The sequence below is a fragment of the Acidianus manzaensis genome, assembly GCF_002116695.1.
In the GTDB taxonomy this organism is placed as follows: Archaea; Thermoproteota; Thermoprotei_A; order Sulfolobales; family Sulfolobaceae; genus Acidianus; species Acidianus manzaensis.
Genome location: NZ_CP020477.1, coordinates 2,313,472 through 2,326,948 on the forward strand (window position 1 = coordinate 2,313,472; position 13,477 = coordinate 2,326,948).

General features: G+C 30.2%; 14 protein-coding genes. 10 read left to right on the top strand and 4 right to left on the bottom strand.

The annotated features are described in order from the left end of the window. Positions 1-10 precede the first annotated feature (10 nt). Positions 11-451: a PaREP1 family protein gene (locus B6F84_RS12105; RefSeq protein WP_148692471.1), complete on the bottom strand. Its 441-nt coding sequence runs from the start codon at positions 449-451 to the stop codon at positions 11-13. 44 nt (positions 452-495) lie between these two features. Between B6F84_RS12105 and B6F84_RS12110 the strand changes: the two genes are divergently transcribed. Together B6F84_RS12110 and B6F84_RS12115 are read left to right on the top strand one after the other, a co-directional pair. Next, complete coding sequence (locus B6F84_RS12110; RefSeq protein ID WP_148692472.1) at positions 496-1,080, top strand: IS607 family transposase; 585 nt, start codon at positions 496-498, stop codon at positions 1,078-1,080. Beyond that, positions 1,061-2,338, top strand: a complete 1,278-nt coding sequence (locus tag B6F84_RS12115) for an RNA-guided endonuclease InsQ/TnpB family protein (RefSeq protein WP_148692473.1) — start codon at positions 1,061-1,063, stop codon at positions 2,336-2,338. The genes B6F84_RS12110 and B6F84_RS12115 overlap by 20 nt, the downstream gene beginning before the upstream one ends. Before the next feature lie 877 nt (positions 2,339-3,215). Here the strand turns inward: B6F84_RS12115 and B6F84_RS12120 are convergent. Next, entirely contained in the window at positions 3,216-4,295 is a 1,080-nt protein-coding gene (locus B6F84_RS12120) for an AAA family ATPase (RefSeq protein ID WP_148692474.1), read from the bottom strand. A 324-nt stretch (positions 4,296-4,619) separates the two neighbouring features. Here B6F84_RS12120 and B6F84_RS12125 point away from each other — a divergent pair, with 324 nt between their 5' ends. Beyond that, the gene (locus B6F84_RS12125; protein WP_148692475.1) at positions 4,620-5,420 is read left to right on the top strand and encodes a LysO family transporter; all 801 of its coding nucleotides are present in this window, start codon (positions 4,620-4,622) and stop codon (positions 5,418-5,420) included. Between the two features lie 140 nt (positions 5,421-5,560). Here B6F84_RS12125 and B6F84_RS12130 read toward each other — a convergent pair whose 3' ends face one another. Beyond that, the gene (locus B6F84_RS12130) at positions 5,561-6,301 is read right to left on the bottom strand and encodes a DUF8196 domain-containing protein (RefSeq protein WP_148692476.1); all 741 of its coding nucleotides are present in this window, start codon (positions 6,299-6,301) and stop codon (positions 5,561-5,563) included. Positions 6,302-6,416: 115 nt separating this feature from the next. Here B6F84_RS12130 and B6F84_RS12135 point away from each other — a divergent pair, with 115 nt between their 5' ends. The 4 genes from B6F84_RS12135 to B6F84_RS12150 all read left to right on the top strand — a co-directional run bounded on the left by B6F84_RS12135 (position 6,417) and on the right by B6F84_RS12150 (position 10,795). After that, a complete protein-coding gene (locus tag B6F84_RS12135) occupies positions 6,417-7,127 on the top strand; it encodes a 5-formyltetrahydrofolate cyclo-ligase (protein WP_148692477.1) in 711 nt (236 codons plus the stop codon). A 213-nt stretch (positions 7,128-7,340) separates the two neighbouring features. Further along, the gene (locus tag B6F84_RS12140; RefSeq protein WP_148692478.1) at positions 7,341-7,901 is read left to right on the top strand and encodes a cysteine hydrolase family protein; all 561 of its coding nucleotides are present in this window, start codon (positions 7,341-7,343) and stop codon (positions 7,899-7,901) included. 215 nt (positions 7,902-8,116) lie between these two features. Continuing rightward, positions 8,117-9,904: a cation:proton antiporter gene (locus B6F84_RS12145; protein WP_148692479.1), complete on the top strand. Its 1,788-nt coding sequence runs from the start codon at positions 8,117-8,119 to the stop codon at positions 9,902-9,904. A 258-nt stretch (positions 9,905-10,162) separates the two neighbouring features. Next, positions 10,163-10,795 carry an MBL fold metallo-hydrolase gene (locus B6F84_RS12150; protein WP_148692927.1) on the top strand — a complete coding sequence of 211 codons (633 nt, stop codon included), beginning with the start codon at positions 10,163-10,165 and terminating at the stop codon, positions 10,793-10,795. Here the strand turns inward: B6F84_RS12150 and B6F84_RS12155 are convergent. Beyond that, positions 10,792-11,172, bottom strand: a complete 381-nt coding sequence (locus B6F84_RS12155; RefSeq protein WP_148692480.1) for a single stranded DNA-binding domain-containing protein — start codon at positions 11,170-11,172, stop codon at positions 10,792-10,794. The genes B6F84_RS12150 and B6F84_RS12155 overlap by 4 nt on opposite strands. A gap of 412 nt (positions 11,173-11,584) precedes the next feature. Here B6F84_RS12155 and B6F84_RS12160 point away from each other — a divergent pair, with 412 nt between their 5' ends. The 3 genes from B6F84_RS12160 (at position 11,585) to B6F84_RS12170 (ending at position 13,452) form a co-directional block, all read left to right on the top strand. Further along, positions 11,585-11,851 (top strand): AbrB/MazE/SpoVT family DNA-binding domain-containing protein, encoded by a 267-nt coding sequence (locus B6F84_RS12160; protein WP_148692481.1) that lies wholly within the window; start codon positions 11,585-11,587, stop codon positions 11,849-11,851. Further along, positions 11,827-12,207, top strand: a complete 381-nt coding sequence (locus B6F84_RS12165; protein ID WP_148692482.1) for a type II toxin-antitoxin system VapC family toxin — start codon at positions 11,827-11,829, stop codon at positions 12,205-12,207. Before B6F84_RS12160 ends, B6F84_RS12165 begins: the two co-directional genes overlap by 25 nt. Before the next feature lie 102 nt (positions 12,208-12,309). Next, a complete protein-coding gene (locus B6F84_RS12170; protein ID WP_148692483.1) occupies positions 12,310-13,452 on the top strand; it encodes an NAD(P)/FAD-dependent oxidoreductase in 1,143 nt (380 codons plus the stop codon). The last annotated feature ends 25 nt before the right edge of the window (positions 13,453-13,477 follow it).

Genomic DNA, 13,477 nt, shown 5'->3' on the forward strand with positions numbered 1-13,477 from the left:
GATTTTTCACTTATTCTTTTACTCCTTCCTCCTTTAGTATCTCGTTAATAATGTCCAGTAATTTAACAATATCAGCTTTAGCTGACTCATCATTAATATAAGGACTTAATATTCCTTGAGAGTCTGGTCCATTGTACTGATAAGAATGAATTAGTAATGCTAAGTTAGTATAAACATCTATTTTACCTCCAATAGTCTGGGCAACTATCTTTAATACAGTACTTGGCATTACAGCTATTATCCAATCAACCTTCTCTACTTTTTTGCCCCCTTTAATTCTTACTTTTCCTTGGAATAAACTTTTTAGTTTTTCTCTATTTTTAGAAGCAAAAGCTGCAACTAAGGCCTTCCATGATTGATAAGTTTTTCCGGCAGAATTTCGTATTAAATTTTCTTCTAAAAATTTTCTTGCTATTTCCTCTTCAAATTTAGCCGTGGAAAACTGTTTCAGTTAGAGCGTAAAGTTTTTATAATTTGTATACGAACTTATTTACAATGCTAAGACCAAAAGAAGTATGCCAAAGACTAGGAATATCATACAGAACATTACAAGATTACGTTAAGAAGGGAATAATAACACCAGTAAAACTACCATCTGGAAAAACAAGATTCAAAGAAGAAGACATAGAAAAACTAGAAGGAATAATAAGAAAAAAGAAAGTAGTGTTATATGCAAGAGTACCATCAAACACACAAAAAGATGACCTTGTAAACCAATTGAACTACCTGCAAAGTAAAGTACAACAATACGACTTAGTAATCTCCGATGTAAGTTCTGGATTAAACATGAAAAGAAAAGGATTCCAAAAACTACTTAGAATGATACTAAACAACGAAGTAAGCAAAATTGTAGTTACATACAAGGACAGACTAGTAAGATTTGGTTACGAGATACTAGAAGAAGTATGCAAAGCACACAACTGTGAAATAGTAGTGTTAGAAGCAGAGGATAAAACACCAGAACAAGAATTAATTGAAGACTTAATCAGCATCTTAGTCTCATTCTCTGGAAAGTTGTATGGAATGAGGAGTCATAAGTATGAAAAGGTGAAGAAATGCATTGAAGAACTTAAGAATTAAAACATTCCAACCACAAACTCAATACCTACACATAACATACATAATAAAAAACAACCAAGAAAAAAGCAAAGAACTAATAAAAGCATACACAAAATTACTAAACAAAGGAATACAATACTTATTCAAAAAAATAACAATAATACACGTCAAGAAAACTAATAAAATACTACTACCAAAAAACAAAAACACATACAAAGAACTAAGAAAATACCTAATCAACCAAAACAACTACAACCTAGCAAAACACTACATAGACCAAGCAATACACGACACATACTCAATCCTTGAGTCATGGAAAAGAAAATACGAGAAGAAAAAAGCCAAATTCAAACCACCACTAGTAAAGAAAGGTTACGTGAGAGTAAAAACCACACTAAGAAAAGTTGAAGGAAAAAGCGTTAGAATCACTGTAAAACCTTATGAATACATCACTTACTCTTGGGATAAAACGTGGTTTTCAAAAAGAGTAGAAGATTTTGAACTAACAGAACCAATCATCAAGGAGGATAAAGTGCACTTAGTTTTTAGAAAAGAATTACCAACTACTACACCTCTCGAGGTTGTTGCATTTGATTCAAATCTTTTCTCCCTAGACGGTTATGATGGCGAGAAGTTTGTGATGGTGTCAACGAAGCAACTTTATAGTTTGAAGTTTATTATGCAGGAGAAGAGGAGTAGGGTTCAGTCTTTAGCGTCTAAGAAGTTTAGGGTTGGGAGGAGGTTGTTGAATAAGTATTCTCATCGTGAGAGGAATAGGGTTAATGATTTGGTTCATAAGTTGGCTAATCTTATCCTTAGCCTTTACAATAATCATGTTTTGGTTTTTGAGAAGCTTAATAAGGAGGGTATGTTTAAAGATGGTAGTGATTCTTTATCAAGAAAATTGTCGAGGACTGTTTGGAGGAAGTTGGTTGGTGTGTTGAGGTATAAGGCTTTTTTCTATAATTGTAGGGTTGTTGAGGTAGATCCGTATCTTACGTCTAGGTCTTGCCCCAGATGTGGATGGGTTGGTTCCCGAATGGTTGGCAGGACTTTTAGGTGTGGGAGGTGTGGTTTCGCTTTGGATAGGCAATTTAGTGCGTCATTAAATATTTTCAAGAGGTATTTGAAGAATTTTAACCTCAGAATGTGGGGGTTTTCTCATCCTGAGAGGGTGAGTGGGGTTATTCCCCTAATGGGAGGAAGAGGGATGAGTGTTCGTGACTTCGGTGAACTCCAAGGGTCGAGAATTGAATACAAAATATATGAAATTCAATGAGACCCAAACCCCTCTAATAATCTAGTCTTTCTATATTCTTCTATGTTGAACCAAGGTTTTGGTAATTCTTGTATTATACAGAAAATCTGTCTAAGAATTAAAATGGTTTGCATAACAGAAAGAGTACTTATAATATGATTTTGAATTTCTTAAAACAAGATTATTCCTGAAATTAGAATTTAAAGTATATTAATCCTAGGGATAACGAAGAAATAAGGAATTAGAAGTTTTACTTTGATTTTTCCTAGTAGGTCTAATAAAAATGTTTCTAAGATTAGAAAAAAATACTATAATCTTTATTACTAATAAGGATTAAAAATACTATTTAATTTCCTCTAGACTCTACTTGCGTTATTTTTGACGTTTTATTCTCGTTAGAATAGAGTATAATCCAATGTTACTCTAAATTCGTGTCTTTAATTTTTTAATTCTTATATTTTTGGAGTATAAACAAATATTTCTCTCTATTATTAAGATTTTTACTTTATGCATATGAAATAGTCTAGTCCTAGTTTTTCCCTTAGAAGTAAGGTTTTTATGGTTTTGCCTAGAAGTTTTAGGTTAGAAAACTTTATGCTCAAAATGTCAAGTTAATCTGAAGTTAATTATACTCTGTATTATGAAATTCTAATATAGAGAATGAAAAACACGTAAAATCCACAAGAAGCAAAGGTAAAAAGAAACAAATCACAAATTGAAAGTAATACGTTAATCGATAATACCAGCTAAAAAAGAAGCAGAATAGCTATATCAAACTAACAAAGTCTAAAAACATATAATATTACGAATAAGATAAAATTAACTATGTAGAGAAAGATTTTTAGAGTAAATAGTGCATTTATAAAAATATTATTAATTGAATATATTTGCTATCAAATTAGGTGAACGTATATCCTATAAGAGGCTCAGATGGACAATACATTTCATTATTTTTAACTATCCAAGAATGCTTCGTAAGTTGTGATAAGTAATTATAAACCTCAGAATCGCTAATTTCAATTCCTTCTTCAGCTTCCAAAGCCCTTTTAACATCACTCCATCTACCGCATCTGCTTATCACTTTCATAATTATATAATATCTCTTCTTAGCAGTATATCTAGCTGAGATAAAACTATCGAACTCTTTCTTTATTAAGAGTTTTGCATAATCTAAAGTTCTGTTTATACTCTCTTCATAATTTCTTGATTCCAAATAAGTAAATCCAAAATATGTTAACCATCCAGGTATGCCTCCTAGTTTTTCATATGTTTCCTCCTCCTTATTGAAAGGAATCTTTAGTTCTTCAAAACCCTTTCTTAAAAACTCCATAGCTTCTTCCTTACTGAATGGCTTTAATTCTACTGTGGAAAATGCCCTGCCATAAAGAGGGCTTTTAGCATCGTTAATTCTAAGAAAATCATAAAGTAAGCCAATTTCAGATCCGCTTATTATGATCTTCACTTTTTTTAAATTATCGTAAGCATAAGCTAAACTAGGTAAAATATTCAATCCTCTCATCTTTAGTAATTCTTGTGCTTCATCCAAAACTATTACAACTTTATTATCACTTCCCTCTTCTAATGCATCAAGCAAAGAAGAAAATTGAAGCCTATCTTCTTTATTCCAGCTGAGTCTAATCTCATTACCAGCAATTGAGACTCCTTCTATCTTTTTAAGTGAATCTATAATCTTTGAAAATCTCTTTAGTTTATTTATCTCACTCTGTAATTGAAGGAGAAATTCACGATATGAAAAATAATTTTTCTCTTCAAATTTTCTTAAATCTATATAAATTGTTATTGTTCCTTTTTCGTGCTCAAGTTCTTTCGTTGAAATTTTTATCAAAGAAGATTTCCCTGTTCTTCTAAGGCCTAAAACTAGAATTAAAGGAGTCCTTAATTCTTTCAATTGTTCCATCTCTTTTTCTTTGTCAAAGAAATCCTTTCTTTCATCCTTAGGTGTTGGATTAAAGAGCAACTTCTACCCCTAGAAGTTACTTCTACCCCTAGAAGTTAAAAAAGTATGCAAAAAAAGTTTACAAAAGTGATAGAAAAATCGCTTATATAGAGCTCTCAACTTTATAAAACGCAAAGATAGAATCGATGAACTACTTGATCCTTATCTTATATACAGAATTGATTAGGAGATCTTGCCGTCAATGAAGAGTAAGTTGAATTATCCCATTAATTTTTTATATTCTATACATAAATTTCACTAGCATTGAACTTTACCGTTACCTTTATCTTAGTTTATGCAATTTCATTACTCTTAGGCAATAAAATAATTAAAAAGAGTCCTTCTATGCTCTCTGACTTAGTGGTTTTACTCTTAATTTTTACTATAGCGTATTGGGGAGGCGTACAGCTATCTTCTCAAGCCATAGAAAGAATATTATATCTTTCAATTATATCGTCAATAGCAATTGTCGCTATAACGTACTTTTTAGGTTCATTTATAACTATAGACGTAGAAAAAAGAGGGGATAAAAGAAGACAGATAAAAGTATCGCTAAGAACTCAGCTTAAGTATATTATTCCTTTACTAGCAGGTTTTATTTCTGGTTTTATACTTAAATTTAATTTACCTTTTAATTCTATAATAGATTATGAACTTTACATCTTGGCATTTGTTATAGGAATTGCAGTAGGAAAAGATATAAACAAAGAAATCCTCAGAAGAATTTCCAGAGTAGCAATATCTTCTATCCTCATAGTAATATTAGGTGGAGTAATTTCTTCAATAGTTTTATTTATTCTTGGAATAAAACCGTTTAATTTGGCTTTATCTATTTCCTTGGGCTCAGGTTGGTATTCTTACACAGGGCCAATAGTAGCTAAATATTATGGTCCAATATATGGAGTAATAGGATTTTTAGTAAATTTTTTGAGAGAACAACTTACTTTTTCTTTACTCCCATTTTTACTTAAAACCAGATCTTCACCAATTGGAGCTATAGCAGTAGGTGGAGCAACATCAATGGATGTAACTTTAGGTTTTTATGTTGATGTTTTAGGAAATGAATACGGTGTAGGAGCTTTAATAAATGGTGTTATACTTACCTTACTTGTCCCGATAATTTTACCCATCATGCTATCTATTTAGTAAAATGTGATTTGTGAAATAGTGTATATCATTTTAAAACTATACGAGAATTCTATGAATAGTTCTAATAAAGAGAATAACCTTAATTCTCAGATGCTCCGCAAACTATTTGCGAAAACCATTAATGTGAGCCTCTCTCTTTATGGAAGTTTTAATTCTGTAAAGTCTCTATATCCATTAGTTAAGTATATTCCTTTTTCTCTGCAAGAATCAACTAGTTCTTTTGTTACTACTGGAGCATAGATAATTAAGATAAGTTTTTTATTATTTATTTCAGGTTTTGCTTGTTTAATTATTTTTAGATGTTTTTCAAATTGTTTTAATGTACTTATTCCTCCTCTAGTTTTTACTTCTCCAATTACTACATAATCCTTGTTTTCTCCATAAATATCTATTTCTATATTTTTAATTTCTAATCTGTAAAGATCTACTTCCATGTTAAACTTATTTTTCAGCATATACATTACGTGTTCCATTGCTTCTTGCTCTAACGATGTAGTCATGTTAGCTATTGTTCTTAGCGTTTGGTCATTTTGTTTCTCAAGTTTTCTAATTGATTTTAACATGGCGTCGAACTTTTCGTCTCTTTTTTTGAATTCTTCTTTCATTTCTTTTATTGTTGAGTCTAGTTTTTCGTCTCTTTTTTTGAATTCTTCTTTCATTTCTTCAAGTAATTTATAGAACTTTCTATCATTTTCATCAAATTTTTCCCAAATAAGCTTATGTTCGTCACTAAAATCTTGCATTTTCTTATTAATATCTGCCAAGATAGCTTTCATTTCTTTTATTTCTTTTATTACAATCTTATCAGCTATTTCATTGGCAACTTTGTTGATAAACTCATCATTATTTATTAAACTCTTCACTATCTCTTCAGTCATAATCCTCTGTTTTTATTTTATACATGAAGTTTATAAAAGTTAGAACTAAAGTATTTTCTACACGTCTAATGGATAGTTTTTAACTTTTAAAATAAAAGATCTTTCATAAACTAGCATGAATAAGCAAGAGATAAGACAACTCGTTTGGAAAACATTAGAAGAGAAAAACATAGCATCATTCCCTAGACCAGTTTATGGAAGAATACCAAATTTTAAAGGATCAGAAAAAGCAGCCAAAATATTAACAGAAACAAAAGAATTCAAACAAGCCAGCATAATAAAAATAAATCCTGACTCTCCGCAGAGAAAAGTAAGAGAAATAGCCCTAAGAGAAGGAAAGAAAATCCTAACTCCAACACCAAGATTAAGGGGACAATTCTTTCTCTTAGATGGTAAGAGAATATCAGATCCCAGAAAAGCATCTTCAATCTCAGGTTTTACCTCAGAAGGAGAAAAAATAGACTTTGATAAAATTCCTAAAATAGACATGATTATTGTAGGTTCAGTAGCAGTAACAAGAACAGGAGATAGAGTAGGAAAAGGTGAAGGCTACAGCGAATTAGAATACGCAATACTAAGAGAACAAGGAAAAATAGATGAAAACACTCCAGTAGCTACTACAGTACATAGTATACAGATAGTTGACAAAATACCGACAGAAATATTCGACGTCCCAGTAGACATTATAGCTACAGAAAAAGAATTAATTATAACTCAAAATAAAAGAGAAAAACCAAAAGGGCTCTACTTAGATTATCTATCTAAAGAAAAAATAGAAGACACACCATATTTAAAATATTATTTAAAAGTTACAAAAAGAATATAAGAAAACTGACACATTCACAAGAATCAATTTACTATTCTGATGCATCACTCAACATCAGTAAATCCACAACAGAAGATCCTTAATAAAAAATAGATTTATTTCTCTACACTAATTTTATTACATTCATACGAATTCGTTAAAGCTTTGTCTAATAAATTTGATACCAAAAAATTGAGTATAAAATCTTTTTTATTTAGTTTACCTTACATACATATGGCTTGGTTTAATTTAGACGAGTTAAAAAAACACATAAGAAAAGACAATTCAGTTCTAGTAGTATGGGATGTACAAGAAGCATTAGTAAACAACATATTTAATAAGAGTGAGTTTATTCCAAAACTTCAAGAACTTATTGACAGTGCTAGAAAAAATAATGTGCCAATAGTCTACACAAAAATAACACCATTACCAGAAAGATTCCAACCACCTTACATGAGAAGATCATTTAACCCTGGAGACATAGTAAAAGAAGTATATCCCAAAGAAGGAGACGTAATATTAAACAAAAACACTGCAGATATTTTTGTAGGAACAAACTTTGAATTAATGCTAAGAAATATAGGAATAACAACTATTGTATTTACAGGAATAGCAACAGATATAGGTGTAGAGACTTCAGCAAGACATGCACAAGCATTAGGATTTTTACCAGTGATTGCAAAAGAAGCAGTATCATCAGGAGATAAAGACGCACATGAAAGATCATTAGCAAACTTACAAAGACTAATGTTAGTTCTTCCAAACTCAGAAATAATAAACAGATGGAATTCTTAAGAAATTTCAATCCTTTTTGTTTAGCCTGTAACTCTATTTCAAAATTCTGAGTAAGGCTATTTAGCATCTTTTTAAAGACATAATAGGAATTCCTTATCTTAAAACGAAAATGAATAACAACCTTAGTGTAATATCTAATCTTTAGTACTTTTTGCTAACTTAACAATTGGTTTTAAGAATATTTAATATCCTTATCATCTAAAACTTTTCTGAGCATGAATTATGAAAATCTTGGACTTATATTGCTTCTAGCGCTAGGTTTAGCATTCATTTTATCTAAACTCAAAATCTCTCCAATAATAGCGTATTTATTGGCGGGAGTAATCGGTACATCCTATTTAGGAATAAACTTCAATTCTCCATACTTCTCTTTGATAACTTCCTTAGCATTAAACTTGATAGCCTTTGAAATTGGATCAGGATTTGATATTTCTAAAGCCAGAGAACTATTTACTAGAGCATTAACTATAGCCTTAGTAGAAATGACACTAATAGTTATGATCTCTTACTATACCGGAATCTTTATACTTCACTTAGGAACAATAGGGTCAGCCTTTCTAATCCTAGCTTCGATAGATACTAGCACATCAATAATCTATAAACTAACTGGAGGAAATAAAAAATTTGATTTATTAATTGCAGTAGCATCAATAGAAGATATAGAAGTATTCTTCATATATTCTATACTCGTTGCCTTAGGCGGTTCTTTTTCTCTAACTAAAATAATCTCTATCGTACTACAAGTAGTAATTGCTTCCTTCATGATTTATGTCTTTGCTAAATTCTTCTTGAATAGAGTACTCTTCAAACCGTCTAGAATAGAAGACGAAAGCATTCTAACGTTATTACCAATAGCTCTAGTCTTTATCTTTGCAGCTATATCTCAAATTACTGGAGTACCTGAAACTTTAACCATGATATTAGCTGGTATAGCTTTTTCATCAGTTAGTGGAAGCGGGAAAGTAATACAATATATTTCTCCAATAAGAGAATTTGCTCTTATTTTCTTCTTTCTATCCGTAGGAGGATTATTAAAAATAAACATAAGCATTACTACTTTTATGTTAATCTCATTCCTGATTATATTAATTAAGTATTTTTCCTTTAGTACAGCTAATTGGATCACTGGTTCTAGATTTGTAGATTCGTTCGTCGATGGAATTTATATGATTCCATTGAGTGAGTTTGGAATAATAACCAGTTTAGATGCCATTCAACAAGGTATAAACATATATGCAGTTTATATTATTTCAATAGTTGTAGTGATTTTATCTTCTATACTAGCTAGCGTTATCATACCTAGAGTAGACAGAATACGTAAGTTACTTAATAGAACGTATAGTAACTCTAAAGTTCTTTTACAAATGGATTTAGCAATATCTTGGTTCAACAAAACCGTAGTAAAAAATATAACGCCAATAAGCAAGTCGACACTACTGAAAAGTTTTATTCAAATCACGTTTTATATAATTGTTCCTTTCTTTTTGTTTCCTACATTATATAGATTTGAAGATGCGATATTATCTCCTCTACGTATTTCATGGTTATTCTATCCGTTCTTTGCGTTTAGTGTATTTTTAGCCATAGTACTTCTATTAAGGTTTACTATAGAAATGGTAAGAGTATATTATACTCTACTCGGAGAAATTATAATTAGAGCGCATAATCTAAAGAGTAAACTAATAAGGGAGTTTTGGAACGGAATAGTAGATATAGCAGGACATGGAGTTACATTTTATATATTAGTAGTAATGCTTTTCTATGTTGCATTGGAGCTTCCAGTAGTAGTAGAGCATATTCCATCCTTTATTGTTGGTCCAGGTATATTAGTAGGTTTTATAGGTTCTATGATTTATATAAGAAGAATTAGATTTAAAACGATTACAAAATTTTATCTATTCTCAAAAAGAAAGCCTAATCAAAAAAGTATTATAAAACTAACTAAAAATGTTATCTTAAAAATGAAGAAAAATAAAGAAAGGATAATAGCACCGAATGAATGAGAAATATTGAACGAATATTCTTACTTTTTCTTGAAATATCACGGTAATAACTCATGAATCTTTTTTAGGTGGGAAATAGGAAAAGAATATAGCTGAAAAATCTAAGAGACTTATGACAGAGATCAATGTACTAGTCAATGTACTAGTATACTATAAAAGTTTCTAACTTATTAATGTAAATACTATCTAACTTATGAAATAGTTTTTATATTTAAGATCGTATTAAACTAAAGGAAATGAGAGTTTATGACTAAAGTTATAAAGATTCATGAGATACCTTTACGATTTGTAAAATCATTTCTTATTGAAATGGAAGGAAATAGAGGAATAATAGTTGATGCAGGTACTCCCGGAAGTGGGAATAAAATACTGAATTATGTTAACTCTGTAGGAGTTAAGAAAATTGATTACGTTATATTTACTCATTCGCATCAAGATCATATAGGAGGAGCTCATGAGTTAAGAATTAATTTAGATTCAAAATTTTGCATAGATGAGAATGGAAAAGATTATCTGGAAAAAGGTCTAGTAAGAGAGCCTGTACTTCATTCTACTTTTTTGAAATTTGTTTTTTCTATAGGCAAACCTTTCTTCTTTAAGAGAACTGAAGGAGTTAATCCGGATATGATTTTAAAAGAAGGCGAAATTGAAGAAGGAATAGAGATAATAAAGACTCCAGGTCATACTTCAGATTCGATAAGCATTTTCTTAAGAGATCTTAATGCTGTAATTGTAGGAGATACTTTACAAGGTACTAGACAAGGTTTAAGATACCCTAGCATTTACGAAAAATTTGATGAATTAAAGAAAAGTGTAGAAAAAATAAAATCCTTATCTTCTTCAATGATTTACGTGTCACATGGAGTAAGTTCAAATAAATTTTTAGTTTAGAATCTTCTACTATTAAATCTTCTAGGTCTATAATTATCTTCTACTTGTTTATTAGAAAGATTGTTTTCAGTATTTACATTATCTATAGTTTTATCAGTCTTTTCCATTTTTCCTTGCCTACCTAATGTTAACCTCATTGATCCTCTAACTACTGTAACGTATCCGTCAGTAACGTCTATGACGTCTCCTTCTGATACATTGTCTATGTTATCATCCCATACACTAAATAATATGCTTCCAGTTTCATCTCCTACTAGAACGTCTGCAACTTTGTGAGAAGATCCATCTTTGCTCATAACTTGCTTAGCTTCTCCTTTGTTAACTACTTTTACTGTAACTGTTGCGTTTTTCCTTGGTTGCAACTCGTTTACTTTCATTTTTATGCGCTTAGGTATTGTGAGGTTATAATATATTAAAGCTAACTCAAACTCATATTTTTGTCATCTAAACTATAATAAATCCAATAGTCTTATGAGAAAAATACTAAAATCTGTTTATTAAAGATTCATATTATATTTATAATATTAAATTAAGATATGACCTAACATGATGTTGGGTTTATGCGTAAATAGTATTACTAAAATACAAAGTTAATAATTATTCAAGAAATTTGCTAAGTCATTATACTATCTAGTATGTAAGGTGTCTTAAAAATTCCTTTCATTAGATCAATGGGAAATGTTAAGATCAAGTATTCAAGATCATAGCTTAAATCTCTCACATACTGTTTACATTTGAGAGTTATCAAAATTTAGGAAGATTTATATTAGTGGGAATTAAAGTGTACTTATGGAATATGAAGTTAGGGTAGATGAAAAAGGAAGAATATTAATTCCTAAAGAGGTTAGAGAAAAATTGAACATAACTAATGTAGTAAAGCTAAAAGTAGAGAATAATATGATAATAATCCAGAGTAAAGATAAATATAAGATTTTGGATAAGTATGCCGGATATTTTAACGTTAATTGGAGCGAATTTACTCAAGATGTAGATGAATTACTTAATGAAGCTATAGATGAGAGGAGCAAAAAATGGTTAAAAGATATTTCGACGTGAATGTTTTTATCTATTTTCTTACAAAACATCCCAAATATTTTGAAAGATCTAAGAATTGGTTTGAGACAACTGATGAAATTTATACTAGTGAATTGACTATATTTGAGATTATAATTCTTTTAAGTAAGCTAACTAAAGAAAAGCCTGAGGAAGTTTTTGTTCATGTAATGAGCTTTTTTAATGATCTAGGAATTAGGTTTGTTCATTTAGAGACAAACGAATTAATGAAAATAGTAGAAGTTGAAAGCAAGTATAAATTAGATTTTGAGGATTCTTTTCATTTTTATTTAGCAGAAAAGGTAGGAGAATTGATAAGTAATGATAAAAAGTTAATGAAATTAGGAGCTAAATTTTAATGTTAGATCTATTGATATTTTTTCGAAATATTTATTCAACTAAAGGTCTGTATGCTCAATCTATTATTAAATCTTAAATTTTCTAAAATGTAGTTAAACCCCGTGAAAGTTTTAATCTTAGGTTCTGGATATGCAGGTTTAACAGTAGCTCATAGGATAAGAGAGCATTCTAAAGATATAGATATACAAATTGTTTCTAAATCTAGCCTAGTTAGGGAAAATACTATTTTCCCTCTCCTCCTTACTGACGAAGTTAAGGTAGAGGATACTGAATTTAATGCAAAAGACGTTATGGAGAAAAAAGGCGTAAATTTTGTTGAAGCTGAAGTAGAAGGTATATCTTTAAATTCTAATGAAGTAAAGACTTCTAAAGGTACTTTTGATTATGATTATTTATTCATAGCATTAGGTGGAGGTTATGAAGAGAATTTTGAGAAAATTCCAGGACATGAGTTTGCTTTTATGCACCATACTTTAGACGGTTTTTTGGGTTTAAAAAAAGCATTATATGAAGCTGAAGATGGTGTTAAGGTATTTGTAGGTAATGCTCAGGCCAGTCCTATTGAAGGTCCTTCATATCAAGTTGCTTTGATTGCGGAGTATATTTTGAGGAAAAGAAATAAAGACAGAGAAATTTATCTTTCTACTCAGAGTCCTAAAGGTGTTTTTGGCATTTTGCCTTTTGATTGGGTATCAGAAAAAGCAAATAAATATTTTGAGAAGAGAGGTATAAAGATATTAAAAGGTAAATATGTGAAGGAAGTTAAAAAAGATAAAGTTGTATTGAATGATGGAACTGAAGTTTATGCGGATATTAAGAGCGTTTTACCTACTCTTTCAGCTCCTGAGGTTGTAAGAAATAGCGGATTGGAACTAGCTAACAATTTCGTTAAAGTGGAATTACCTACTTTTAAAGCATATAAGAATGTCTATGCTTTAGGTGATTCAGCTATAGGTATGGTCCCAGCTAAAACTGCAAGATCAGCTATGGTTTCTGCTGAAAATGCTGTATCGTCATTTCTAAGGGAGACTAAAGGCATTTATTTACCTATGTATTCTCAAGGTGTTTTATGTATTATGGAAGGTGGAGATGATGGTGGAATATTAAGGTTTGACAAGAATTCTAGAGATACTAAAGTAGTATTCGATATTAACAGAAATTATGTAATGTTTAAGAAGATGTACAGTAGGCTTCTAGTTAATTCAGCTTTTAATGTGAAGTTTCACGCATCTTTAACTATTTAAAAATTTAACTACAATAAATACGTAT

Bases quoted from the DNA above. Each gene is read 5' to 3' on its own strand.
- B6F84_RS12110 (WP_148692472.1), top strand. From the start codon at position 496: ATGCTAAGACCAAAAGAAGTATGCCAAAGACTAGGAATATCATACAGA.
- B6F84_RS12125 (WP_148692475.1), top strand. From the start codon at position 4,620: ATGCTCTCTGACTTAGTGGTTTTACTCTTAATTTTTACTATAGCGTAT.
- B6F84_RS12130 (WP_148692476.1), bottom strand. From the start codon at position 6,301: ATGACTGAAGAGATAGTGAAGAGTTTAATAAATAATGATGAGTTTATC.
- B6F84_RS12135 (WP_148692477.1), top strand. From the start codon at position 6,417: ATGAATAAGCAAGAGATAAGACAACTCGTTTGGAAAACATTAGAAGAG.
- B6F84_RS12140 (WP_148692478.1), top strand. From the start codon at position 7,341: ATGGCTTGGTTTAATTTAGACGAGTTAAAAAAACACATAAGAAAAGAC.
- B6F84_RS12145 (WP_148692479.1), top strand. From the start codon at position 8,117: ATGAATTATGAAAATCTTGGACTTATATTGCTTCTAGCGCTAGGTTTA.
- B6F84_RS12155 (WP_148692480.1), bottom strand. From the start codon at position 11,172: ATGAAAGTAAACGAGTTGCAACCAAGGAAAAACGCAACAGTTACAGTA.
- B6F84_RS12160 (WP_148692481.1), top strand. From the start codon at position 11,585: ATGGAATATGAAGTTAGGGTAGATGAAAAAGGAAGAATATTAATTCCT.
- B6F84_RS12165 (WP_148692482.1), top strand. From the start codon at position 11,827: ATGGTTAAAAGATATTTCGACGTGAATGTTTTTATCTATTTTCTTACA.